19 protein-coding genes and 1 pseudogene are annotated in these 23,399 nt (G+C 65.2%); 9 read left to right on the forward strand and 11 right to left on the reverse strand.

What is annotated here, in order from left to right:
* The first annotated feature begins 41 nt into the window (after positions 1–41).
* On the forward strand, positions 42–1,118 hold the full coding sequence (locus CHB96_RS20860; protein ID WP_089249816.1) for a glycosyltransferase family 4 protein: 1,077 nt from the start codon (positions 42–44) through the stop codon (positions 1,116–1,118).
* On the opposite strand, the gene CHB96_RS20865 is transcribed toward CHB96_RS20860, so the two are convergent.
* Positions 1,078–1,962, reverse strand: coding sequence for a WecB/TagA/CpsF family glycosyltransferase (locus tag CHB96_RS20865; RefSeq protein WP_089249818.1), 885 nt, complete (start codon positions 1,960–1,962; stop codon positions 1,078–1,080). The two genes, CHB96_RS20860 and CHB96_RS20865, sit on opposite strands and share 41 nt — an antisense overlap.
* Positions 1,959–2,672, reverse strand: coding sequence for a hypothetical protein (locus tag CHB96_RS20870; RefSeq protein ID WP_141136521.1), 714 nt, complete (start codon positions 2,670–2,672; stop codon positions 1,959–1,961). The genes CHB96_RS20865 and CHB96_RS20870 overlap by 4 nt, the downstream gene beginning before the upstream one ends.
* 117 nt (positions 2,673–2,789) lie before the next feature.
* Between CHB96_RS20870 and CHB96_RS20875 the strand changes: the two genes are divergently transcribed.
* Complete coding sequence (locus tag CHB96_RS20875) at positions 2,790–4,202, forward strand: chromosomal replication initiator protein DnaA (RefSeq protein ID WP_089249822.1); 1,413 nt, start codon at positions 2,790–2,792, stop codon at positions 4,200–4,202.
* The gene (locus CHB96_RS20880; RefSeq protein ID WP_089249824.1) at positions 4,199–5,605 is read left to right on the forward strand and encodes an O-antigen ligase family protein; all 1,407 of its coding nucleotides are present in this window, start codon (positions 4,199–4,201) and stop codon (positions 5,603–5,605) included. The genes CHB96_RS20875 and CHB96_RS20880 overlap by 4 nt, the downstream gene beginning before the upstream one ends.
* On the opposite strand, the gene CHB96_RS20885 is transcribed toward CHB96_RS20880, so the two are convergent.
* Entirely contained in the window at positions 5,544–6,908 is a 1,365-nt protein-coding gene (locus CHB96_RS20885; protein WP_089249826.1) for a glutamate-1-semialdehyde 2,1-aminomutase, read from the reverse strand. The two genes, CHB96_RS20880 and CHB96_RS20885, sit on opposite strands and share 62 nt — an antisense overlap.
* Entirely contained in the window at positions 6,905–8,011 is a 1,107-nt protein-coding gene (locus CHB96_RS20890; protein ID WP_089249828.1) for a class I SAM-dependent methyltransferase, read from the reverse strand. The genes CHB96_RS20885 and CHB96_RS20890 overlap by 4 nt, the downstream gene beginning before the upstream one ends.
* 53 nt (positions 8,012–8,064) lie before the next feature.
* On the opposite strand from CHB96_RS20890, the gene CHB96_RS20895 reads away from it, so the two are divergent.
* Positions 8,065–8,619, forward strand: a complete 555-nt coding sequence (locus CHB96_RS20895; protein ID WP_089249941.1) for a dTDP-4-dehydrorhamnose 3,5-epimerase family protein — start codon at positions 8,065–8,067, stop codon at positions 8,617–8,619.
* A 24-nt stretch (positions 8,620–8,643) separates the two neighbouring features.
* Here CHB96_RS20895 and CHB96_RS20900 read toward each other — a convergent pair whose 3' ends face one another.
* From CHB96_RS20900 to CHB96_RS20915, 4 genes are read right to left on the reverse strand one after another with little or no spacing between them, the layout of a single operon-like run.
* Positions 8,644–9,675, reverse strand: a complete 1,032-nt coding sequence (locus tag CHB96_RS20900; RefSeq protein ID WP_089249830.1) for an NAD-dependent epimerase/dehydratase family protein — start codon at positions 9,673–9,675, stop codon at positions 8,644–8,646.
* Positions 9,675–10,328, reverse strand: a complete 654-nt coding sequence (locus CHB96_RS20905) for a PIG-L deacetylase family protein (protein ID WP_176444408.1) — start codon at positions 10,326–10,328, stop codon at positions 9,675–9,677. Before CHB96_RS20905 ends, CHB96_RS20900 begins: the two co-directional genes overlap by 1 nt.
* Positions 10,325–11,143, reverse strand: coding sequence for a glycosyltransferase family protein (locus tag CHB96_RS20910; RefSeq protein ID WP_089249832.1), 819 nt, complete (start codon positions 11,141–11,143; stop codon positions 10,325–10,327). Before CHB96_RS20910 ends, CHB96_RS20905 begins: the two co-directional genes overlap by 4 nt.
* A gap of 1 nt (position 11,144) precedes the next feature.
* Positions 11,145–12,437 (reverse strand): class I SAM-dependent methyltransferase, encoded by a 1,293-nt coding sequence (locus CHB96_RS20915; RefSeq protein ID WP_089249834.1) that lies wholly within the window; start codon positions 12,435–12,437, stop codon positions 11,145–11,147.
* A 380-nt stretch (positions 12,438–12,817) separates the two neighbouring features.
* Here CHB96_RS20915 and CHB96_RS20920 point away from each other — a divergent pair, with 380 nt between their 5' ends.
* Both CHB96_RS20920 and CHB96_RS20925 read left to right on the forward strand, forming a co-directional pair.
* Positions 12,818–14,320 (forward strand): sugar transferase, encoded by a 1,503-nt coding sequence (locus tag CHB96_RS20920; RefSeq protein WP_089249945.1) that lies wholly within the window; start codon positions 12,818–12,820, stop codon positions 14,318–14,320.
* A gap of 108 nt (positions 14,321–14,428) precedes the next feature.
* Positions 14,429–16,102 carry a DUF7159 family protein gene (locus CHB96_RS20925; RefSeq protein ID WP_089249836.1) on the forward strand — a complete coding sequence of 558 codons (1,674 nt, stop codon included), beginning with the start codon at positions 14,429–14,431 and terminating at the stop codon, positions 16,100–16,102.
* A 1-nt stretch (position 16,103) separates the two neighbouring features.
* On the opposite strand, the gene CHB96_RS20930 is transcribed toward CHB96_RS20925, so the two are convergent.
* Positions 16,104–16,634 carry an Lrp/AsnC family transcriptional regulator gene (locus CHB96_RS20930; protein ID WP_176444409.1) on the reverse strand — a complete coding sequence of 177 codons (531 nt, stop codon included), beginning with the start codon at positions 16,632–16,634 and terminating at the stop codon, positions 16,104–16,106.
* A gap of 99 nt (positions 16,635–16,733) precedes the next feature.
* On the opposite strand from CHB96_RS20930, the pseudogene ald reads away from it, so the two are divergent.
* Positions 16,734–17,807 (forward strand): annotated as a pseudogene (ald, locus tag CHB96_RS20935) (alanine dehydrogenase); the annotation flags it as partial.
* A gap of 74 nt (positions 17,808–17,881) precedes the next feature.
* Here ald and CHB96_RS20940 read toward each other — a convergent pair.
* On the reverse strand, positions 17,882–19,159 hold the full coding sequence (locus CHB96_RS20940) for a YibE/F family protein (RefSeq protein ID WP_089249841.1): 1,278 nt from the start codon (positions 19,157–19,159) through the stop codon (positions 17,882–17,884).
* A 257-nt stretch (positions 19,160–19,416) separates the two neighbouring features.
* Positions 19,417–20,703 carry a pyridoxal phosphate-dependent aminotransferase gene (locus tag CHB96_RS20945; RefSeq protein WP_371829038.1) on the reverse strand — a complete coding sequence of 429 codons (1,287 nt, stop codon included), beginning with the start codon at positions 20,701–20,703 and terminating at the stop codon, positions 19,417–19,419.
* A 65-nt stretch (positions 20,704–20,768) separates the two neighbouring features.
* Between CHB96_RS20945 and CHB96_RS20950 the strand changes: the two genes are divergently transcribed.
* Both CHB96_RS20950 and CHB96_RS20955 read left to right on the forward strand, forming a co-directional pair.
* On the forward strand, positions 20,769–21,476 hold the full coding sequence (locus CHB96_RS20950; RefSeq protein ID WP_089249947.1) for an SOS response-associated peptidase: 708 nt from the start codon (positions 20,769–20,771) through the stop codon (positions 21,474–21,476).
* A gap of 11 nt (positions 21,477–21,487) precedes the next feature.
* On the forward strand, positions 21,488–23,398 hold the full coding sequence (locus CHB96_RS20955; protein ID WP_089249845.1) for a dipeptidyl-peptidase 5: 1,911 nt from the start codon (positions 21,488–21,490) through the stop codon (positions 23,396–23,398).
* The last annotated feature ends 1 nt before the right edge of the window (position 23,399 follow it).

The raw sequence follows: 23,399 nt of genomic DNA on the forward strand, positions 1-23,399 counted from the left end.
GTGGCGGAGTTGGGGATCAAGGCCGACATCGGGGAGAGAACATGTCGATCACGCGGGCTCACGTGCCGCTGGCGGGGAAATTGTCGGCTGCGCAGTGGCGTCGTCGGTACGACGCGGGGGAAGTTCCGGACGCAACGCCCTACGGGTTGCACAAGATGGCCGAGAGTGGAATCGAGACCACGTTCGGCACAGCGGATCTCGGGCGTGCGAGCGCCAGAGTCGGTGCGTCCGTGCGCTATCGCGTGGACGGGCTCGAACTCGTGGAGGCGCTCGGGGAGCGAAAGAACTACACGACGAGCAACACCGACGCCGTACTGTGCTACGACGAGCGCACGGGCATTCCCGCGGCGATGCTCGCCGAGACGTCGCGTCGATACGCGCCTGTCGTGTCCGGTATCGGCTGGATCACACACAGATCCGCCCCGTACCCCAAGTGGAATCGCATGTTCGGACACGCGCTCGCCAAAACGCCCGCGCTGTGGTCGCAGTGCAGGCCGGTTCTCGACACCTTGCACGACGAGTGGGGCATCGAACGACAGAGACTTCACTTCGTCCCTCTCGGAATCGATGCGGATTTCTACCGCGTCCAGACCGAGCCGCCGATTCCCGGCCGCGTCATGAGTGCCGGTGAAGACCGGTTCCGCGACCATGCTCTGTTGGTCGAGGCCGTGGCGACGGTGCGACGAACGATCCCCGACGCGTTCCTCGAACTCGCGACGGGCCTGCCCGTCGACGTGCCCGCCGATCTCGGCGCGGTGCACACCGAGCGTCTCGACGGACGGATGCGCGACGTGTACCAGCGTGCGAGCGTCGTCGCACTCGCTCTTCGACCGACGATCTCCGGGTCGGGTCTGACCGTCGTGTTGGAGGCGATGGCGAGCGGAAGGCCGGTCGTCGTCACCGACAACCCTGGTATGAGCGACTACGTCGAGGACGGTGTGACCGGCGTGCTCGTACCGGGTGGCGATGCCGACGCGTTGGCCGATGCCATCGCAGGCTTGCTCGCCGACCCGGACCGGGCCGCGGCTATGGGTCATGCCGCGGCAGCGCGAGTGCGATCGCAGTTCACGTCGAGCGTCATGGCATACCACCTAGCGCAGATCGTTCGGTCGGTGTAGCGACGTCCTGACGTCCGAACAACGGCGAGTCGTCGACTACCTCGATGTGGGCATGTCGAAGCTGCATCAAAGCACGAGGTCCCTCCAGAAGGTACCGACGTGACAAACGTCTCGGCTCGGTGGCCAAGCGGTAGAACCATTCCAGGCCGTTGTCCTGGAAGAACCGAGGTGCGCGCTGCGACTCGCCTGCCATGAAGTCGGCGGCAGCACCGAATGCCAGCAGTAGCCGTGCACCCGTGGCCAAGCCGTACGTGCTGATCCACATCTCCTGGCGCGGCTTGCCCAGTCCGACGACCAGAACGTCGACGGACGCTGCGGAGATCTGTGCCGCGATGCGCGACGACTGTGCCGGGTCGGCGAGCTCGTCGGCCGACGGTGACCAGAATCCCGCGACCTCGAGGTCGGGGTGGCTACGACGCAACGCGAATCGAAGCCGCTCGTGCATGCGTGACGTTCCACCGAGGAAACCGACGGTGTGGCCCTCGGCTGCAGCCATGTCCACGATCGCAGGCAGCAGATCCGATCCCGTGACCCGCGACCACGAGCGTCCGGTCAGCTTCTCTGCATGGCTGACGATGGGGGCACCGTCGGCGAGGAACGCCCACCGGAGGTCCGACCGCTGGGTGTCCAGATGATTGGCCGCGTCGGGGCCGACGCGGAAGTGATGGATGTGGTCCAGATTGACCGATCCCAGCGCGAGCGGGACATGACCCGGCTCGGCCAGACGCTGCGTCACCGCCTCTACGACGGTCTCGAAGCTGCAGAGTTCCACCGGGGTGCCGCCTGCCACCATGCGAACCGTGGCGGATGCCTGACCATGGTTGTCGTGTCGGTCGATGCTCATGCGATGTCCATCAATTCTCGAAGGCGGATGCGATTGCGATCGGTGTTCTCGCAGACCCACAGGTCGTGGTCCGTGGGACTGCCCGCGTAGTCACGTTGACGACGGAGCGTGGCGGTTCTCTCGAAACCGGCAAGGGCCAAACCCTTTGCCGGGCGCGGATTGTCGACGGCGACGGGCGCGATGACCCACCGCAACGGATTCGTGCGGGTGAAAGCGTTGAGGACGACGACGTGCCCCGCCCAGCCGGTGACCTCGGACTGATGGACGCTCGGTGTGCACCAGACACTGAGCTCGCCTGCGTGAGACAGCCCGTCGACGCGTGAGATGTTGACCTCACCGGCGACGATGGGATTCTTCTTGACTGTGGTGGTCTGCGCTGTTTCGACCAGTAGATGAGGAAAGGACAGCCCGCGCCGGGACAGGCGACGGTCCGTCACGTACTTCTCGATCCACGCTGCGGGAGTGTTGAGTTCCTTCCATGTGCGACCGGCCTCGCCGAACGCGGGCGACAGGAAGTCGGCATGCGTGACGCGGGTGGTGCGCCACCGCTCGAAGTCTGCGAAGCGGGGCACGCGAATGGTGAAACTGCTGGTACCGAAGCTGCGAGTGAAGGCTTCTGTGTTGAGTGCTCCTGTTTCTGCGATGCCTGCGTGGATCCCCGACTGTTGATACCCGACCAAAGGTATGTTTTGGGCGTGGTTAACGGTCATGAAAACAGAATACAGTGCAGTTGCATTACTGCATATCCAGTTTGAACGGCGAATGCAGTCTCGAACTGGTATCAATGCTTCTGTAACATTCCACAAACACGAATCGAAAGCAGAGATGTGAACGTCGACGAATTGGTCAGAGCAACGCTGCGCCGCAAGGTGGCGTGCGTCATCGTCGTGCTGTGCGCACTTGCGGCCGGCACCTTCGGCGTCATGTCGACGACCGACTCGTATCAGTCGTCGGCCGTGGCGGTGGTGTATCCGCCCGGTGCCGGTGACATCGACGCCAAGCTCAACCCTTTCGTCAACCTCAACGACAACATGGCCCAGCTCGCGGCCGTGACGGCGACATTGCTTCAATCACCTGCTGCTGCAGCGCTTGTCGAGGAAGCGGGCGCGTCCGGTGAGTACACGGTCGCGTCGACGCTCGGTGACACTGCGGCTGCGCTGCGACTGTCCCCGCAGCTGATGATCACCACGAGCGGCCCCACTCCCGAGGCTGCGCAGGCAGGTGCCCAGGCTCTTCTGGACTACTCGTCCGTCGCGCTGGCTCAGCTCCAGGTGCAGACGGGTGTCCGACCCAACACCGAGGCGTCGATCACAGCCGCCGTCATGCCCGAACCAGGCACGCTCGTTCCGTCCAGCCCGTTGAAGGCTGCCGGGGCATACGGGCTGGCCGTGCTGGTCGTCGGCCTGCTCGGCATCGTCACCGTCGGCACCATTCTGGACCGCCGACGTGCGCTTTCTCAGACCCGTTCGAACGACGGAACTGCAGCGGCATCTGCTGCGCCGGTCGCTGTCACGCCCTCGAAGTCTGTGACGGGTCACAACGGTCGGCGTGTCGCGGAACCTGCACTCGCACGGCCGGTCCGGGCCGAACGCGTCGAAGAGTCCCGCAACGGCCATCCGCATCCTGACGCGGACAACCACGCGCGCACGGATTTCTCGGACGTCGACGAGGATCAGGTGCCGGCCGAGACCGGCTCCGAGACGACGGCCGAGGAGTTCGACGACGCCGAAACCGCGGCCTTCCCTGTCCAGGCGGATGTCTGGTCCGCATTCCAGGAGCCCGCCGACTCGAAGCCGCCGCGTGACGAGAAACCATCGCGTGACGAGAAACCATTGCGTGACGAGAAACCATTGCGTGACGAGAAGCCACTGCGTGACGAGAAAACACTGCGTGACGAACGGCCCCGCGACGAGTCGCCCGAGAAGGGTGCGAAGCCGCAGCGAGATCGAGCGGCTGCCAGGCCTCCGGGACGCATCCATTCGACGGCTGCGCCGAAGCCGCCGGACTCGTCGACCTACGACGACTTCGATCCGTTCAACGTGCCGACGCCGACCGATCCACGAGCTGCCACGCAGCGCGGGTCCGATGGCTTCCCGGCACGTACGACCACCCCGGTACGTGAGATCGAACACGACATCGACGACTACTACGGCGTCGAAGAGCGTGTGCACGTGCCGATTCGGTCGGCGCATCACGACTACCCGCGGTCCTCGATCACCGGTAGCGGTCCGCGGCGGTGACCGTCGTCGTTCTGGGGCGGCACATTCGCTTCGGCGCCGATGCGATTCCGTTCGGGGCCGTCGTTCTCGTCATCGGCGCAGTGCTGCTGCTGGGAATGCGGCAGTCGTTCACCGTGCCGGGCGCCCTCGGGCTGAGTCCGGCGTCGTTGATCTTCTTCGGCTGCGGACTTCTGTGGGTTCTGACCCGAATCGTCGGGCAGCGTTCGCGTGCCGGACTCGGAATCCTGTCCGGCGCAGTCGTTCTCTACGCCGTGGCCAGCCTGGTGTCGTTCGGGTCCCTCGCCTCGCGGCCGACGGACCCCGCCATCGTGCTGGGATCGCAGACCAACTTGATCACCGAGTTCGCGCTCGTCACCGTGTTCTTCTTCATCGTCGCTGTGATCCGAACCCGTACCGGCATCGAGTGGGTAGCAAAAGGTTTGGTCATCGGCGGAGCCATCAGCGCGACGTTCGGCATCGTCCAGTACGGCACCGGCATCGACCTCGCTGCGATGCTGAAGCCGCCGTTGCTGAACGATCACGGCTCGGTCCTGAGCGAAGCCCTCATGCGGGAAGGGTTCGCGCGCCCGCAGGGCAGTGCGGGGCACCCGCTCGAACTCAGCGCCGTTCTGACGGTTCTGGTGCCTGTTGCATTGGGTGTCGTGTATTCAGCTCGCGCACAAGGGCGTCGGTCCTGGCACTGGGTCCTGCTCACCGTCGTCCTCGTCGGCGGGGCTGCGCTGACGCTGTCGCGTTCGGCGGTCGTCGGACTCGCCGTGGCAGTCCTGTTCATGGCGTGGAAATGGCCGGTGCGACGCGTTCTGGCGATCGTCGCCGTCGTCGGCGTTCCGTTGGTCGTCGCCTACGTCACCGATTCGAAACTGCTCAACGCGTTCGTGCAGATCTTCGCAACGAGCGGAACGGATTCCTCGCTGCAGTCCCGTGACCATGGACGTGACTACGTGCTGCAGCATTTCGCCGACCACCTGTGGTTCGGGGAGGGCACGGCGACGTACTCGGCACGTGGATATCCGGTCTTGGACAACCAGTACCTGGGCCGTCTGATGGAAACCGGTCTGTTCGGGGTCGCGTCGTTCGTTCTGCTCCTCGGGGCGGCATTCTTCTTCGCACTGATTGCCTCACAACGATTCTGGCGGCGAGCACAGGCGTCGCAGGACCGCCGCGACGATGCAGGCATGTTCGAGTTGACGCGCGGCATCGCTGCGGCCATTGCAGCAGTCGGTGTGATCGCGTTGATCCTGGACGTATCCGGGTTCGCGCAGATCTGGTTGCTGATGTGGATCCTCGTCGGACTTGCGGGATCCTCGTACTACGTGGCGCGGTCGTCGATCGAGGCGCCCGTCAGCGAACGCGTCTCGGAGCAGCCATCGACCGAAGTGCCGGAGCCACAGGCCGTCCGATGAGCAGGCCGTCGGTGGTACCCGCCTCGATCGCCTTGCGGTAGGGAATCATGGCTGCCTCGCACGCGGCAATCGTGTGGTCGATATCGGCCTTGGTGTGCGCCGCCGACACGACGAACGACTGACCCAGGACTCCCCGGGTCAGCAGCTCCTGCAGAAACAGCGTCCGGAAAGCCTGGGACGGAACGCCGTCGGCGTCGCGGGTGACGAACACCTCGCACGACGGCCTCCCGACGACCTGGAGATGATCCGAGAGTCCGGCGCGTTCGGCAGCGTCGTTGACGCCGTCGGCGAGGGCAGTGCCTCGCTCTTCCATCACCGCGACAGGGTCGTGATCGCGGTAGGTGTCGAAGACCGCCTTCATCGCCGCGAGAGACGTGGTTTCGGGGCCGTACGTGGTCGACATCAAGAACGTGCGCGGGAGGTCGGTACGTAAACCGCCGCGCTCCATGAGCTCTCGTTTTCCAGCGAGTGCCGACACGGCGAATCCGTTGCCCATCGCCTTGCCCCACGACGACAGGTCGGGTGTGACACCGTAGACCGACTGCGCTCCACCCGTTGCCCACCGGAATCCGGTGATGATCTCGTCGAACAGGAGCACGGTGCCTGCGTCGTCGCACAGGGCGCGGGCACCTTCGAGGAAGCCGGGTTCGGGTTCGACGGTACCGGTGGCGGCTTCCATGACGACACACGCGATCCGGCCGGGGTGTGCCTCGAAGACGGCGCGCACCGAGTCGAGGTCGTTGTACGAGAAGGACACCGTCAGCTCGCGATAGGCCGACGGAATGCCCGCGTTCATCTCGGTCGTCCCGATGAACCAGTCGTCGGTGGAGAAGAACGGCTGACGGCACACGGCCACCAGATCGCGGCCGGTGACTGCGCGAGCGAGCTTGACGCCCGCGGACGTCGCATCGGACCCGTTCTTGCCGAACTTGACCATGTCCGCTGTCGGGACAAGATCGAGGAACGACTCGGCCACTTCGGCTTCGAGCAGCGTCGGCCTGCTGAAATTGTGTCCACGCCGCGCAGCCTCGGCAACTGCGTCGACGACGGGAGCGAACGCGTGGCCGAGCGTGACCGAGCGCAGGCCCATGCCGTATTCGACGTAACAGTTGCCGTCGACGTCCCAGACATGTGCAGCCAGACCGGATTCGAGGACGGGCGCCATGTCGTCGGGATACTGATCGGCGCCGCGCGCGTACGTGTGTGCGCCGCCCGGAATGACATCGTGCAGACGAGACTGTGCAGCAATCGATTTCGCGAAACCGCGGTGCCCCTCGAGTGAGGGTGTGTCCGATACGTTCATCGTGTGCCTTCCCGTATGTCGGTGCCGTGTACCCACCATCGACCGCGCAGCTCCGGCATCGACTGTTCCAGCTCACCGAGAAGGTCGGGGAGCGTGAGCAGTACGACGTCGGGTTCCGCGGCGATCAACTGGGACGGGGCGATGATCGGAATGTCGGTGCCGGGCATACGTCTACCCTGCTTCGACGGGGACGCGTCGGCAACGGCGCCGAGCAGTGATCGCGTCAGTCCTGCGATCGCGAACAAGGCGACCGCACGCGACGCGGCACCGTAGGCGTACACCGTCTTGCCCGCCTCTCGCATGTCGGCGAGCGAATCGGTCAGCAGCGAGATGTCCGCGTCCACGGCTGCCTGCAGAGTCCCCACCGTCGACGCGTCGCCGATGCCGGCCGCAGCTTCCGCGTCGAGAATTGCGCCGACCGACGCGTCGGGAACGCCGGTTCGGGTGGCCGCCACCAGAATGGTGCCACCGTACAGATCGAACGTCCACGCGGATCGAGCGACGAGCCCGGCGCGTCCGAGCAACCCGGCCAGCGAGGTCAGTGAATAGTACGCGAAATGTCCGTGTCGCAGTGCATTCCACTGATTGTCGCCGACGATGGCCGTCAGGGTGTGGAACTGGATCAGCAGCACGCCGTCGGTCGCCAACGCGGCTGCGCGCGAGGCGAAGGCATCGGCTTGGTCGGGCTCGTGCATGATGCCGAAGCAGTCGAGCACCACATTCGCAGGCCGTCCTGGTTCAGCGTCCCGCACACCTCGTGCCGCCAGCAGGGGAAGCCACGTGCCGCCGTGCGGACTACCGAATTCTCGGACTGTCTCACCGCGAAGCCATCCGGAATTCGCAACGACGGCAACAGCTTCCGCGGCCTGATCCGTCAGGGCCTTCGGTTCGATTCCACGGGGCTCGTCGGTGACGGTGTCGTCGTCGGCCAGTTGTGCCAGCGAACAGTCGGTGCACAGGACCATCGCGAGAGCGTGGCGTGCGTCCTCGGCCACGGTGGATTCGTCGAACTCGGGGAAATGGTCTGCGGCAGGGACGGATCCGAGGTCCAGGACGGTCGTGAGACGGTCCGAACCGCACCCGCGGCAACGGTGGGCGGTCATCGATTTCTCTCGATCGGCGTGACGTGAGGCGGAAAATGGTTCATGATCGACGAATGCGAGTCGATACCAGTGACATCGAGGGCGTGCTGCTGTTCGTGCCCCAGCCGTTTCGAGACGAACGCGGTTTCTTCACACGCACTTTCGATACGGACATCTTCGACGCCCACGTACTCGGCACCGAGGTGTCCGCGTCGAGTTTCACCCAGGACTCGCAATCCCGATCGATTCGCGGGACCATCCGCGGCATGCACGGACGCCTCGGCCGCGGTGAGGCGAAGCTGGTCCGGTGTGCTCATGGCGCCGTACTCGACGTGGTCGTCGACGCGCGGCCCGGTTCCCCGACGTTCGGTGAGGTGCGCACGTTCCGGTTGGACGACGAGACCCACGCGCACCTGTACATCCCGCCGGGCCTGCTGCACGGCTTCCAGGCACTCACCGAGACCGCGGACGTCTGCTATCGCATCGACCGGCCACACGACCCGAGCGAGGATATCGGCGTCGCCTACGACGACGTGACCCTCGCGATCGAGTGGCCGCTCGAACCGACGGCCGTCAGCGAGCGCGACCGCACCGCAGGGACGTGGAAGGACGCCGTCGACCGGTTCTGACGGCAGCGCGGGGGACACTGCCGGTCAGACTTTCGCCTGAACGAAGCGCATCGTCGAGTCGATACGTCCCGTCTCCTGCAACTCCTGCAGCTTCTTCAGTCGGGTGAACTGGCCGGTGAAGGCATCGCGGGTCAGACCGGCCGTGGTGTACTCGCGGAACAGTTCCTGTGCGCCGTCGAGAATGCTCCACTTGGCCACGTACCCCGGTAGCGCCTCGCGGATCGAGGAGAAGTCGACGCGGTACGAGCGAGGATCGGCGCCGTGCTCACCCGTGATGTTCAGCGTCGAACCCGGCACGGTCCGTACGACGGCGTCGGCGATCTCGGCGACCGTCACGTTGTTGGACTCGATGCCGACGTTGAACGCACGAGTGTGGATTCGTTCGACGGGTGCAGCGAGTGCCTCGACGAACGCCGACGCGATGTCCTGTGCATGCACGAGCGGACGCCACGGGGTGCCGTCGGACAGCACGAGGACCTCACCCGACAGCACTGCATGCCCGACGAGGTTGTTCAGCACGATGTCGGCGCGCAGGCGCGGTGAGAAGCCGAAAGCCGTTGCATTGCGCAGAAATACGGGGCTGAAACTGTCGTCGGCCATGGCGGCGACGTCGTCTTCGACTCGAACCTTGCTCTCGGCGTACGGGGTCAGTGGACGCAGTGGCGCACTCTCGGTGACCAGATCCTCGCCCGCAGAGCCGTACACCGAGCACGTCGACGCGTACAGGAATCGAGCGACACCTGCTTCCTTCGCCACACGCGCAAGGCGTACGGACGCGAAATGATTGATGTCGTAGGTGATCTCGGGCGCGAGGGCGCCGAGCGGATCGTTCGACAACGCCGCGAGATGGATGACCGCATCGAACCCGACGAGCTGTTCGGTCGTCACGTCGCGCAGGTCGACCGTCAGAGTCTCGGGATCCTGAATCGGCTGCCCCAGAACGCAGTCCGCGAACAACCCGGAGTCGAGGCCCACCACGTGGTGCCCGGCGGCAGTGAGAGCAGGCACCATGACCGTGCCCAGGTAGCCTTGGTGTCCGGTGACCAGTACGCGCATCAGAATGCTCCTACGAAATCGATGATGGTTTTCTCGACGACGAATGCTTCGGCGTATCGGGACTTGCACTGCACGCCGCGGATACGACTCAGGCCGAGGAAGGCGTCGGCGTCGAACCAGTCCTTGTCGGTCTGCGACGGGTACGACGCATGCAGCAACTCGACCTTGTCGCGGGCGACGTCGTCCGAGATCGGGTGGTACAGAGACGGAGTGGGGAGGTCGGATTCCCATTTCAGGATCTCGTACCCGAGGACCGCGTGATCACGAAACTCGGTCGGCGCGAGCGTTGCCAGCTGTCGGTGGTCCTGATGGGCGTCGTGCCGTTGCGGTGCGAACACGACATCCGGTTCGCACGTACGACGAAACGCTGCCAACGAGTCCTTTGCTGCATCCCAGTACGCAGGGGAGCGGCCGTCGGGGATGTCGGTGACGGTCAGGCGGACGTCGGCTCCCGGGAGAAACGCCGCCAGCGCAGTCTTCTCCTCGACTTCGCGTGCGCTGCCGCCGCCGGTGAGCACGAGGGCATGCACCCTGAGTCCCGGGTTTGCCCGAGCGATGGTCAGTAGAGTGCCGCCTGCGCCGATGGCGATGTCGTCGCAATGCGCGGCGAGCAACGCTATCTCGCTGATACGGCCGGACGCGAAGGACTTCACGGAACGGCGACCAGACCGAGCGGCTTGGGCTCGGACGGGGCGTCGTTCTCCCACACCATCCACGGTCGAATGCCCTTGTAGTAGTTGGCATCCAGCTCGGCGCGTTCCTTGAACGTGTCGGCAGGCTTCCAGAAACCGCTGTGCTGGTACGCGAGCAACCGGCCCTGACCTGCCAGTGTGCCGCACGCATCCTCGACCAGATCACCGTTCGGCGGAATCAGATCGAAGACTTCCTGGGACAGCGTGAAGTAGCCGCCGTTCTCCCAGATCGGGAATTCGCTGACCGGTGTGATCTGCTTGACGGCGCCGCCGGGAGCCACGTCGATGCAGTGGAACGACGACTGTGGCGGTACTGCGAGAAGTGAAGCGGCTGAACCGGAATCGACGGTTCGAGCGATCATCTTGTCGATCGGTGCATCGGTCAGCGTGTCCGCGTAGTTGGCGAGGAAGTACTCGTCGCCCCCGAGGTGCTTGCGGACGCGGCGCAGACGTTCGCCGATCGGGGATTCGAGTCCTGTGTCGACGAACGTGATGGTCCAGTCGGCGATATCGGAGTCGAGAAGTTCGACGTTGTCGCCCCGCATGACGAAGTCGTTGGACTCGGTCTCCTTGTAGTTCAAGAAGTAGTCCTTGATGTGCTCGCCGCCGTAGCCGAGGCACAGGATGAATTCCTTGTGCCCGTAGTGCGCGTAGTACCGCATGACGTGCCATACCAGCGGACGCGGTCCGACCAGCTGCATCGGCTTGGGCAGTGTGTCTCCGCCGTCGTTGCGCATACGCATCCCGTATCCGCCACAGAAAAGTACAACCTTCATGTCAGTGCTCCTCGGTCGGTGTGGATGTGTGCAGCGTGGGAAGGGGGTACACGATGCGGCCACCCCACTCGTGGACGTAATCCAGTTGTGCGGAGATCTCGGTTTCGAGGTTCCACGGCAGGACCAGCACGACGTCGGGACGATCGACTGCGATGCGGTCCGGATGATGGATCGGGATTCTGGTTCCCGGGGTGAATCTGCCGTGCTTGTACGGGTTACGGTCGACCGTGTACGCCAGCAGGTCCGGGCGGATACCGCAGAAATTGAGAAGTGTGTTGCCCTTGCCGGGAGCGCCGTAGCCGACGACGGACAGACCGTCCTTCTTGCAGTCCAACAGGAAGGACAGCAAATTTTGACGGACCGTCTCGGACCGAGCCTGAAGATCGAGGTAACCGGCTGGTTCGTGCAGACCCGCGGCGCGCTCGATGGCGATGATCTCCTCGACGGCGGCGGACGGCGTCGCACCTGCTTCCGACGGCATGGCCCACAGGCGGATGGAACCGCCGTGCGTTCCGAGGCGTTCGACGTCGACGAGCTGTAAACCGGCCGTCGCCAACGCATTACGCGCGGCGAGCACGGTGTAGTACTGGAAGTGTTCGTGGTAGATGGTGTCGAACTGCGCGTGGGTCACCAGTTCCATGGCGTGGTGGACCTCGATGCTCAGCGTGCCGTCGTCGCTCAGCAGAGTGCGCAGTGCGCGCGTGAAGCCCAGGAGATCCGGGATGTGCGCGTAGACGTTGTTCGCGACGACCAGATCGGCCGGGCCGTGTTCGGCGCGGACTTCGCGAGCGGACTCTTCGGTGAGGAACGTCGTCAACGTGGGGACCCCACGTTCGACGGCGGCGCGCCCGACGTTGACGGACGGCTCGATGCCGAGGCAGGGGATACCCCGCTCGACGACGTGCTGCAGCAGGTAGCCGTCGTTGCTGGCGACCTCGACGACGAACGACGACGAATCGAGCGACAGGCGCGCGGCGGCGGCGTCGACGAACGTGCGAGCGTGCTCGACCCAGCTGGTGGAGAACGACGAGAAGTACGCGTACTCGACGAACGTCTCCTCCGGCGTGATGAGTCCGGGAATCTGCAGCAGAAGGCAGCTCTCGCACAGTCGAAGATGCAACGGATACGTCTGCTCCGCATGGTCCAACTCGTGTGCGGAAAGGAACTTCTCGCAGGGCGGCGTCGCGCCGAGATCGAGGACGCTCAGCAATTCGGTGTTGCCGCACAGCCGGCACGTGGTGCTGCTCGAGGCGTCGGTCACGGCAGGTTCGGTTTCGGGGTGTGTCAGATCCATGCAGAGCTACTTTCACGTGGACTCGAAGGCTTTCGAGTCGATGTCGTCGGTACGTCGGTCTCCGCCTGCGCGGTGTGCCGTCGTGCTGAACCATGTGACTGTTGGAACGCGGTGACTCCTGGACTGCGACGACCCCGGATCGCAATACCGATGCTTGCTAACTACTGACAATATAGTCGAACGGTCTGTTTTGCACTAAATCCGCGCTACGGATTCATTCGAACGACCGCATCTCGCGGTCAAACAGCTGCAGAACCGAATCCGGTGCGTCTAAACAATCTCTCGGTATGTATTTTCTGCTAGCCTGGCTCACGCACCGCTCGACGGTGGTGCAGGGGCCGCGTCGGGGGCGGTCCGCACACTTCGTGCACGCCGTACACATGCATGCTCGTTCCCGAGGGAAGGCCACCCACTTGACCAGCATCGACAGGGAGCTCAGGGCCCCGTCGGTACCCGGAAGTCTTCGCGGACAATCTCGTGCCGAGTGGCAGCGGCGATACTCGCGCAGGCTCGTCGTCAGCGACACGATCGTGGTGGTCGCCTCGGTAGCGGCTGCTCACTTCGTTCGATTCGGAGCGGACACGGACTCCAGTTACGTCCCGGTCACCGTGGGCTTGATCGCCGGATGGCTGATCGCTCTCGCTGCATTCCGCAGCCGGTCCACCCGCATAGTCGGAGCAGGACCGGACGAATACCGACTCGTGCTCACGACGTCGTTCCGGCTGTTCGGTCTGTTGGCCATAGGAAGTCTTCTGCTGCAGATGGACGTCGCCCGCGGCTATCTCGCGATCGCATTCCCGCTGGGCACGCTCGGGCTGCTCGTGACGCGTCGGGCATGGCGCAAACATCTGGTCCGCGAGCGGGGCAGGGGACTGTCGACTTCGTCGCTGCTCGTCGTCGGATCGCCCGACGCGGCGGCAGGCATGATTCGGTCGCTGGAACGCGATCGACGAAGTGGCTATCGCGTCGTCGGGTACTGCGCCCCGAACACGGCGACGGCGCCGGAATTCCTGACGGTCCACGGCCGGTCCATTCCGTTGCTCGGCGACGAGAACACTGTCCTCGACGCCGTTCGCGCGTCGGGAGCGGACACCGTCGCCGTCACGGCCACCGAGCATCTGGGGCCCGTCGGCATCCGCAAGATGCTGTGGGCACTCGAACCGCACGACGTCGATCTCGTCGTCGCGCCCGGAGTCATGGACGTCGCGGGTTCGCGTCTGGTGATGCGACCTGCTGCCGACATTCCGCTGATCAACGTCGAGAAACCGCAGTACGACGGCGCCGCGAAATTCACCAAGAGCGCGTTCGACATCCTGTTCGCGCTCGGTGCGCTCGTCGTCGCCGCGCCGGTGATGCTCGTCATCGCCGTTGCCGTGAAATGCACGAGCCCTGGCCCGGTGTTCCATCGATCCGAACGGATGGGGCTCGACGGAAAACCGTTCGAGATGATCAAGTTCCGCAGCATGGTCGTCGACGCCGAATCACACCTGGAAGCGCTGCTCAGCCAGAACGACTCCGACGGTGGTGTCCTGTTCAAGATGAAGGACGATCCACGGGTCACACGCGTGGGGCGGGTCATTCGACGGTTGAGCCTCGACGAGCTCCCTCAGTTCCTGAACGTTCTGAAACGGGACATGAGTGTCGTCGGCCCGAGGCCCCCGCTTCGCCGCGAGGTCGACGGCTACGACATCGATGTGCGTCGGCGCCTGTTGGTCAAGCCGGGCGTGACCGGGTTGTGGCAGGTCAGCGGCCGATCGGATCTGTCGTGGGAGGAATCGGTCCGTCTGGATCTGTCCTACGTGGAGAACTGGTCCATGAGCCAGGACCTGCTGATCATCGCCCGAACGGTTCGCGCCGTGACGCGGAGCGAGGGAGCGTACTGACCTGGCAATCGTTCAGGTGAAGTACACGGCCTGTCGTCGTCCCAGGTAGCGTGTGACGCAATCGGGGCGATTCGAGCATGCCCCGCCGTACACGAACCGAGGTCGACGATGACTGTGTTGCTGGGGGTGTCCATGGGTGCCCACGCCGTGCGCATGGCGCTGCCGCGCAACGGTGCGGTGGCGTCGCGGGTGGTTCCGTCGGACCCGCCGCAGCCCCTCTTCTTCAAGAACCAGGTCATCGACACCGTCGACGACGAAGTGGAGTACCTGGCCGCCGAGTCGATCAGCGCTGTCGCCGCGGAGTCCGAGCCGTCCCTGAGCACCGGCGTCGCCTATCGAGATGCACGGCAGGCCGACACGCTGCACCGCGCGCTCAAGAACCAGCACCTGCAGAACTACTACCTTGTTCACGAGGTCGAAGCGGTCATCGAATACCTGATCGCGAGCGGCGAAGCGGCCGGTCACTCGACCGTCGCGCTGTACGACCTCGGTAGCTCGGGACTGAACGTCAGCGTCGTGGACCTCGTCGCCCGCCGAGTGGTCGCGTCGAGCCGCAGCACCGAGTTCAGTGGAGATCTGTTCGACGACGTCCTCCGCGACAATCAGCTCGCGCGTCTCGGCAAGCCGAGTGACGACGCGGACATCGACCTGTTCGAGCGCCGATGCCGCGTCGCGAAGGAACGGTTGTCGAGCAACGACGCCGTCTGCCTGCCCGACGCGAGCGGAATGATCCTGTTGTCGCGGGACAGCTTCGAGACATTGATCGGTGACACCGTCGACAGGTCGATCGAATTCGCGCGCGACGTCCTCATCAGTGCACACGTTGCGATCGACGCCGTCGTGCTGATCGGTGGCGGTTCCAGGATCCCGCTCGTGCGTGACCGCGTCGGGAACTCGCTCGATCTTCCGGCGCTGACACCCAACGAACCCGAGTCCGTCGCTGCCCGTGGTGCCGCGCTGTCGGCGCGGTCGACGCCGGGTCTGGATCGCCCGCGCCCGGTCGCGCGTCCGGTGCCGACGCCTCCTCGACAGGCAGTGCCCCGCCAGACCCCGTCGCGGCCGCGTCCGGTCGTCCCACCGAGCGCACCCAGGCCGACGGACGCCACGCCGACCATTTCCATTGCGCGCAAAGATCTTCCGCGCGTGTTGCCTCCCGCATCTCAGCCACCGGTGACACCGACGCCCGCGACTCCCGAGCCCGAGAAGGCGCCGGTCGCTGCCGAGGCTGCTGCCGAGCCGACGCATTTCGCGTTGAAGAACGTCTACTGGCTCGACGCGGATTTCGATGATTCCGACGGCGAGAACGACGAGGAACGCAAGCGTCGGCTCGTGCGAGGTTGGTCGGTCGCAGGCGTCGCCGCCGCAGCGGTCATCGCGGTCGGTGGATTCCTGTTCTCACAGCAGGGCAGCTCACCCGTCGTCGAGACGTCGGTGACCAACACGCAGACTCAGGCCCCCGCGACGACTCCGAGCGTCGCCGCGACGACGCAGGCGCCCGCCCCGACGCCGGAAGCACCCGTCGCGCCTGTCGTGCCGCCGCCGGCCGCGACGACTGCCGTCGAGGCGCCCCCTCCGGCTCCGGCACCCGCGCCCGCGCCGCAGCTCGAGCCTCAGACGCAGAACCCGGTCACCCAGGAAGCGCCGACTCAGGAAGCACCGACCCAGCAGTCTCCGCAGCAACCTGCACCGGCACCTGCGCCTGCACCTGCTGTTCCGTTGATCCCAGGTCTGCCCGAGTTCACGCTGCCGGTGCTGCCACCGCTGTTCCCGCCTGCGCCCTGAGTCAGTCCGTCATCGGTGCCCGCTGCCCGCGTGGCCGGATGTGTTCGAAGATCAGGATCGTCTCGGTGGCCGCGACGGCTGGGTGCGCGCTGAGGTTGTCGACGACGAAGTGCCGTAGCGCGGCGGTGTCCACCGTCGAGACGTGGATCAGGAAGTCGTCGGCACCTGCGATGAAGTAGATGTTCAGCGTCTCCGGAAGTGCGGCGATCTGCTCGCCGAATTCGCTGATGCGTCGTCGGGCATCTGCTTGGAGGCGCACCGAGATCATGGCCTGGATGCCCTGCCCGAGCGCGTCCGGGTCGATCTCGGCATGGAAGCCGCGGATGACGCCACGCTCGACGAGAGACCGGACCCGGCCCAGCGCTGTGGACGGGGCGATGCCCGCGGCGGCGGCCAATGCGTTGTTGGGCATGCGCGCGTCGCGGCGAAGCTCGTCGATCAGGATGTGGTCGATCGCGTCGAGCGGAGCCCGCCGAACATCCTTCGGTGCGGCAGGCCTCTGACGCGGAGATTCCGAATGTTCTGTTGCCATATGGAGACGATACAGAATTATGTTCACATCTGTTGTGGGTATTTCTTTCGATAATTCATAGTGGTGACATCGCATCAACCCCCACTGCTGGAGGCGGCAATGAAGATCGGAATTCCACGCGAGATCAAGAACCACGAGTACCGGGTGGCGATCACCCCGGCAGGCGTACACGAACTGGTCTCGCGTGGGCACGAAGTCGTCATCGAGTCGGAAGCCGGTGCGGGATCGTCCTTCTCGGACACCGACTACAAAGCTGCAGGTGCGCAGATTCTCGTCGACGCGAACGACGTCTGGGCTACCGCCGATCTCCTTCTGAAGGTGAAAGAGCCTATTGCAGAGGAGTATTCGCGTCTACACAAGGGGCAGGTGCTGTTCACGTACCTGCATCTCGCAGCGTCGAAGGCGTGCACCGACGCGCTGCTGGCGTCGGGAACGACGTCGATCGCCTACGAAACCGTCACCGCACCCGACGGCTCCCTGCCGCTGCTGGCGCCGATGAGCGAGGTCGCGGGTCGGCTCGCACCCCAGGCCGGGGCGTATCACATGATGGCGAGCGGCGGTGGGCGCGGCGTGCTGATGGGCGGGGTGCCTGGTGTTCGACCGGCCAACGTCGTCGTCATCGGCGCGGGCGTATCCGGGCGGAACGCCGTCGCGATCGCACACGGAATGCACGCCGACGTCACGGTTCTCGATCTGAATGTCAAGGCGCTCAGGGCAATCGACGACCTCTACCACGGCGCGGTGAAGACCGTCGTCTCCAATGCTTTCGAGCTCGAACAGGCCGTGCTGACCGCGGACATGGTCATCGGAGCCGTTCTCGTGCCCGGTGCGAAAGCGCCGAAGTTGGTGTCCAACAGTCTGGTTCAGCGAATGAAGCCGGGTTCGGTGCTCGTCGACATCGCGATCGATCAGGGCGGATGCTTCGAGGACTCGGTCCCCACCACGCACGCGGATCCGACGTACCGCGTCCACGAGTCGGTGTTCTACTGCGTCGCGAACATGCCCGGTGCGGTGCCGCGGACGTCGACGTACGCGCTGACCAATGCCACGTTGCCGTACGTCGTCGCCCTCGCGGACAAGGGATGGGAGGCCGCCGTCGCCGCCGATCCCGGTTTGCGCGCGGGCCTCAGCACGCACGAAGGAAAGCTGTTGTCCGCCACGGTTGCTGCGGCCTTCGCGGCGCAGCCACCCGTGCGTGCAGAGTTGGTCTCCATGCCAACTATGCACGCACAGGCGGCGCAGCCGCACTACCGAGAATGGCGCCCCGACTTGCGGGCCTGAGGCTTCGATGGCCCAGGGGCACCGCCGGGTCGGGCGAGGAGCGCGGCGATCGCCGTCGTCAGCGGAACGGACAGGGCCAACGCGATACCGCCGACCGAAGATCGCACGATCTCGATCGCGACGGCATCACCGGTGAGCACATCCTGAATCGACCGGCCCGCGACGGAGAACAACAGCAGTAGCGGCAGTGCGCCGCCGGCGTACGCGAGAACCAGTGTGTAGACCGTGCTGGCGATGTGGTCACGTCCGACGCGCATCGCCGACGAGAAGATGTCCCGACGGGTCGTCGCCGCATCCGCCGATGCGATCTCGAACGCCGCCGACGCCTGGGTGATGGTGACGTCGTTGAGCACACCGAGCGAGCCGATGATGAATCCGGCGAGCAGTAGTCCGGTGATGCTGACGTTCTGGATATACGCCTGCACGTCGGTGTTCTGTTCCTCCGACAGGCCGGTCAGGTGGGTCATGCGGATCGCGACGTAGGACAGCACCGCCGCGAGGGCCATCGACGTCAACGTGCCGAGAAGAGCCGAACTGGTGCGCAGGTTCACCCCGTGGGCGAGATAGAGCACGGCATAGAGAATGATCGATCCGGCGACCAGCGCGACGGGAATAGCGGGCGCCCCGTCGAGCAGGGCGGGAAGCATGAAGCCGACGAGCACGGCGAACGCGATGACGAGACCGATCAGTGCGCGGAAGCCACGCCACCGTGCGACGACACAGATCACCACCGCGAACACGCCGACGATCAGGGCGAGCGGGAGGCCTCGGGAGAAGTCGTTGAACGAGTACTGCGTCGTACCGCTCGGGTCGGTCTGTCGGACCAGTCGGATGTTCTCTCCGGTGCGCAGATCCGGTTGGCCGGGACCGGGGACGATCTCGAGGAGCGTCTTGGTGCCTGCGTTCGGTCCGGAGTCGATGGACACGATGCTGCGTTGGCAGTCGTAGCCCGCGCTGACGGGAGGCGTCGGGTTTCCGGTGAACACGCGGCCGGCCGACGCGCTGCCGCATGGCCCGATGTCCTGCGAGACCACCGTTCCTGCCTCGGTCGTGACGGCACCGCCGCCGGACGTCTGGAACGGGAGCGGGACTTCGATGTGCTGCTCACTCGGCCACAGCGCGACCGCACCCGCGACGACGGCGATTCCGATCGCGACGAGCAGGCCGACGACTATTCGAGCGGCGAGAGGGGTGAGAGGTGCGGGCGTGTTGGTGTGACCATGACCGTGACCGTGTGACTCCACCCAGCAAGACTAGGTGTCGGAGAAGGGAGCTCGGTGGCGGGGAGCAGGGGGGGCGTCCCCCGCCACCTTCCTGATCGTCCCGGGGGGGATGGGATACGACCAGTGCTCGGGCACAACAAGGTGCCGCACGCCAATCTACAGACTCCACGCCGTTTTGGGAGCAATCGAAGTATGTTTTTTGCGTCACTTTCAATCACTTTCCCTACTTTCCCGTAAGGAATCGGCGGGTGGGATCGTGACGAAAGGTGATTCGACCGCTACTGCGAATACGACGCGAGAAAGTTACCGAAGCGTTCGATCGCGACCGACAGGTCCCGTGCCCAGGGCAGTGTCACGATCCGAACGTGATCGTGACCGGGCCAGTTGAACCCGGTGCCCTGCACGACCAGGATCTTCTCCTGCAACAGCAGATCCTGCACGAGCCGCTCGTCGTCGTGGATCTCGTGGACCTCGGGGTCGAGCCGCGGGAACGCATACAGCGCACCCCTCGGCTTGACGCACGAGACGCCGGGGATCTCGTTGAGCTTCTCCCATGCGACGTCGCGTTGCTCACGCAGACGGCCGCCAGGGAGAATCAGGTCCTCGATGCTCTGATGTCCACCGAGAGCAACCTGAATCGCGTGCTGGGCAGGCACATTGGGACACAGACGCGTCGACGCGAGCAGATCGATGCCCTCGATGAACCCGGCCGCATGTTCCTTCGGGCCGGTGATGGCGAGCCAGCCCGAGCGGTAACCCGCAACCCGGTACGCCTTGGACAGCCCGTTGTACGTCAGACACAGCAGGTCGGGAGCCAGGCTCGCGAGAGACGTGTGCTTCGCGTCGTCGTACAGGATCCGGTCGTAGATCTCGTCGGCGAGCAGGAGCAGCTGATGGCGTCGTGCCAGGTCGACGATGCCCTGCAGAACCTCGGTCGAGTAGACCGCGCCCGTCGGGTTGTTCGGGTTGATGACAAGCAGCGCCTTGGTGCGCGGGGTGATCTTCGATTCGATGTCGGCGAGGTCGGGGTTCCACCCGTTCTCCTCGTCGCACAGATAGTGCACGGCCTTGCCGCCGGACAGCGTCGTCATCGCCGTCCACAACGGGTAGTCGGGAGCCGGGATCAGCACCTCGTCCCCGTCGTCGAGCAGCGCCTGCATCGTCATCGTGATGAGTTCGGAGACACCGTTGCCCAGGTAGACGTCGTCGACGTCGAGCTCGGGGAAGCCGGGCTCGAGCTCGTAGCGCGTGACGATGGCGCGTCGCGCGGACAGGATGCCCTTGGACTCCGAGTAGCCCTGCGCGTAGGGAAGCGCGGCGATCATATCGCGCATGATGACGTCGGGTGCCTCGAAACCGAACGGGGCAGGGTTGCCGATGTTGAGCTTGAGGATCCGGTGACCCTCGGCTTCCAACCTCGCCGCGTGCGCGTGTACCGGTCCTCGGATCTCGTAGAGAACGTTCTGCAGCTTCGTCGACTGCTGAAGCGGGCGATGTACGCGCGACTGGTGGGGATGGCTCACGCCCCTATCGTGCCAGGTCTGCCGACGGCATCGCCATCGCATTGTCCGTCCATCTGGCATTGTTCGTCCACCTGCTGGTGTCGGTGGTCGGTGCGACAATCGTGCGTATGTGCGGACGGTATGCCAGTACCCAGACAGACAGTGATCTTCGGGCGGTGTTCGACATCGCGGAGACGGTCGGCGACGAGATTCCGCCGGCGTACAACGTCGCGCCGACGCAGACCGTGCGGACAGTGCTCGAGCGCGCCCCCAAGGACGAGCCCGACGCCGACGCCGTTCGCCAGCTCCGGTCCGTCCGGTGGGGCCTGATTCCGTCGTGGGCCAAGGACGTCAAGATCGGCAGCCGCATGATCAACGCGCGGTCGGAGACGATCACCGAGAAGCCGTCGTTCAAGAAGGCCGCCGCACGTCGGCGATGCATCGTTCCTGCCGACGGGTACTACGAGTGGGAGAAGCGCGACGGCCAGAAGGTGCCGTACTTCCTTCACGAGGAGGGAGTCCTCGCGATGGCAGGGCTGTACGAGCTGTGGCGTGATCCGGCCAAGGAGGACGACGACCCGGACCGCTGGTTGTGGTCGGTGACGGTATTGACGTCCCCTGCCGCCGACGCGCTCGGCCACATCCACGATCGTTCGCCGGTCGTCGTCCCCGCAGACCTGCGATCCGACTGGCTGAACCCGGCGATCACCGATCTCGGGTCGGTGCAGGAGATGCTGGCGGCCATCCCGGAACCGCGGCTCGTGCCGTACGAGGTCAGCACCGCTGTCAACAGCGTGAGGAACGACAGTCCGGAACTACTGACACCTGTCGGGTAATACTGGTCGGCGTGACTCGTACCGCGCTGCCCTTCGGATCCTGGCCGTCCCCCATCTCCGCGACCGACCTGTCCGCCAGCGGACACCCGGTGGAAGGGGGACGGTTCGTCGGCGGCGAAGTCTGGTGGTCCGAGATGCGCCCGACGGAGAACGGACGTACGACGATCTGTCGGTACGTCGACGGTGCCGTCGTCGCGCTTCTGCCGGAGCCGTACAACGCGCGGACCCGTGTCCACGAATACGGCGGCGGCGCATGGGCGGCCACCGACGACGGCCGAATCGTGTTCGCGGAGTTCTCCGATCAGCGCGTCTACATCACCCGTCCCGGTGATACGCCCGTGCCGTTGACGGACAAGCCCGACGTCGCGGCGTCGGTCAGATTCGGCGAGCTGTCCGTCGTCGGCGACGAGATCTTCGCAGTGCGCGAGACTCACGACGGCGAGAAGATCACGCGCGACATCTGCGCAATCGACCTGGGCGGCACCGGAGTTCGCTCGGTGGTGTCCGAATCGGACTTCCTCGCCTACCCGCGGCTGTCGCCCGACGGCTCGAAGCTCGCATGGATCGCGTGGAATCACCCCCAGATGCCCTGGGATGGAACCGAATTGCGCATCGCCGATCTGGCGACCGGTGAGTGGACGACGGTACTCGGCGGCGTCGAGGAGTCCGTCCTGCAGCCCGAGTGGATCGACGACGACTCGCTGTACGTCATCAGCGACCGCACCGGGTGGTGGAACATCTATCGCACGACACGCGAGGGCGTCGTGACACCGTTGTACGCGGCGGAGGCCGACTTCGGTGCACCACTGTGGCAGCTCGGTGCGCGGTGGTACTCGATCTTGGACGACGGAAAACTGCTCACGGTCAGGACTTTCGGAACCGAGACGCTCGGCATCCTCGATCCCGCGACCGGGGCGATCGACGACATCGACCTCGGCCCGCTCACATCGGTGTCGCTCGGCGGGCGTAGCGGATCGAAGGTGCTGCTGAAAACCGGTGGTGCACAGAGCCCCGCCGGGTTGCGGCAACTCGATCTGGACACCCGCAGCGTCACCGACATCCGGTCGAGCATCGAGACCATCCCCGACGCCGACTACCTTCCGCAGGGTCAGCCGATGACGTTCCACGGTCCCGATCGTGAGGTGCACGCCATCGCGTATGCGCCTCGAAGTCCCTTGTTCGAGGGAGTGGAGGGGGAGCTGCCTCCGTACGTCGCGTTCGTGCACGGCGGACCCACGGCGCATGTCGCACCCGCGCTCAACTTGGTGTACGCGTACTTCACCAGTCGCGGAATCGGCGTCGTCGACGTCAATTACGGCGGTTCGAGCGGGTACGGCCGTGACTACCGCAACAGGCTTCGTGGCCAGTGGGGCATCGTCGACGTCGAGGACACCGTCGCAGCGGTCCAGGGGCTCGCCGATGCCGGCCTGGCGGACCCGGCCAGGTTGGCGATCGAGGGCGGGTCGGCCGGTGGCTGGACCGTGCTGGCGGCATTGACCTCGTCGGACGTGTTCGCCTGTGGTGCTTCGTATTACGGTGTCGCAGAACTAGAACTGTTCGTCGCCGAGACGCACGATTTCGAATCCCGCTACATCGACGGGTTGATCGGCCCGCTGCCCGAGGCCCTCGATCTGTACCGTACTCGGGCGCCGGTCAACAACGTCGACGGATTGTCGTGCCCGGTGCTGCTGCTCCAGGGGTTGGCGGACCCGATCGTCCCGCCGTCGCAAGCCGAACGTTTCCGTGACGCGATGGTGCGCAAGGGAATTCCGCACGCGTACCTGGCCTACGAAGGCGAGTCACACGGGTTCCGAAAGCTCGAGACGCAGGTGAACGCGCGCGAATCCGAGCTGTCGTTCTACGGCCAGGTGCTCGGCTTCACGCCTCCGGGGATCCCGACGCTCGACTTGTGGAGGCCGTGAC

Origin of the sequence: Rhodococcoides kyotonense (assembly GCF_900188125.1) — a bacterium.
Lineage (GTDB): Bacteria > Actinomycetota > Actinomycetes > Mycobacteriales > Mycobacteriaceae > Rhodococcoides > Rhodococcoides kyotonense.

What these genes read in the sequence shown, in the direction of transcription:
- CHB96_RS20885 (WP_089249826.1), bottom strand. Translation starts at nt 6,908, where the DNA reads ATGAACGTATCGGACACACCCTCACTCGAGGGGCACCGCGGTTTCGCG.
- CHB96_RS20890 (WP_089249828.1), bottom strand. Translation starts at nt 8,011, where the DNA reads ATGACCGCCCACCGTTGCCGCGGGTGCGGTTCGGACCGTCTCACGACC.
- CHB96_RS20860 (WP_089249816.1), top strand. Translation starts at nt 42, where the DNA reads ATGTCGATCACGCGGGCTCACGTGCCGCTGGCGGGGAAATTGTCGGCT.
- CHB96_RS20945 (WP_371829038.1), bottom strand. Translation starts at nt 20,703, where the DNA reads ATGCGATGGCGATGCCGTCGGCAGACCTGGCACGATAGGGGCGTGAGC.
- CHB96_RS20865 (WP_089249818.1), bottom strand. Translation starts at nt 1,962, where the DNA reads ATGAGCATCGACCGACACGACAACCATGGTCAGGCATCCGCCACGGTT.
- CHB96_RS20895 (WP_089249941.1), top strand. Translation starts at nt 8,065, where the DNA reads ATGCGAGTCGATACCAGTGACATCGAGGGCGTGCTGCTGTTCGTGCCC.
- CHB96_RS20925 (WP_089249836.1), top strand. Translation starts at nt 14,429, where the DNA reads ATGACTGTGTTGCTGGGGGTGTCCATGGGTGCCCACGCCGTGCGCATG.
- CHB96_RS20920 (WP_089249945.1), top strand. Translation starts at nt 12,818, where the DNA reads ATGCATGCTCGTTCCCGAGGGAAGGCCACCCACTTGACCAGCATCGAC.
- CHB96_RS20915 (WP_089249834.1), bottom strand. Translation starts at nt 12,437, where the DNA reads ATGGATCTGACACACCCCGAAACCGAACCTGCCGTGACCGACGCCTCG.
- CHB96_RS20950 (WP_089249947.1), top strand. Translation starts at nt 20,769, where the DNA reads ATGTGCGGACGGTATGCCAGTACCCAGACAGACAGTGATCTTCGGGCG.
- CHB96_RS20870 (WP_141136521.1), bottom strand. Translation starts at nt 2,672, where the DNA reads ATGACCGTTAACCACGCCCAAAACATACCTTTGGTCGGGTATCAACAG.
- CHB96_RS20900 (WP_089249830.1), bottom strand. Translation starts at nt 9,675, where the DNA reads ATGCGCGTACTGGTCACCGGACACCAAGGCTACCTGGGCACGGTCATG.
- CHB96_RS20930 (WP_176444409.1), bottom strand. Translation starts at nt 16,634, where the DNA reads ATGGCAACAGAACATTCGGAATCTCCGCGTCAGAGGCCTGCCGCACCG.
- CHB96_RS20910 (WP_089249832.1), bottom strand. Translation starts at nt 11,143, where the DNA reads ATGAAGGTTGTACTTTTCTGTGGCGGATACGGGATGCGTATGCGCAAC.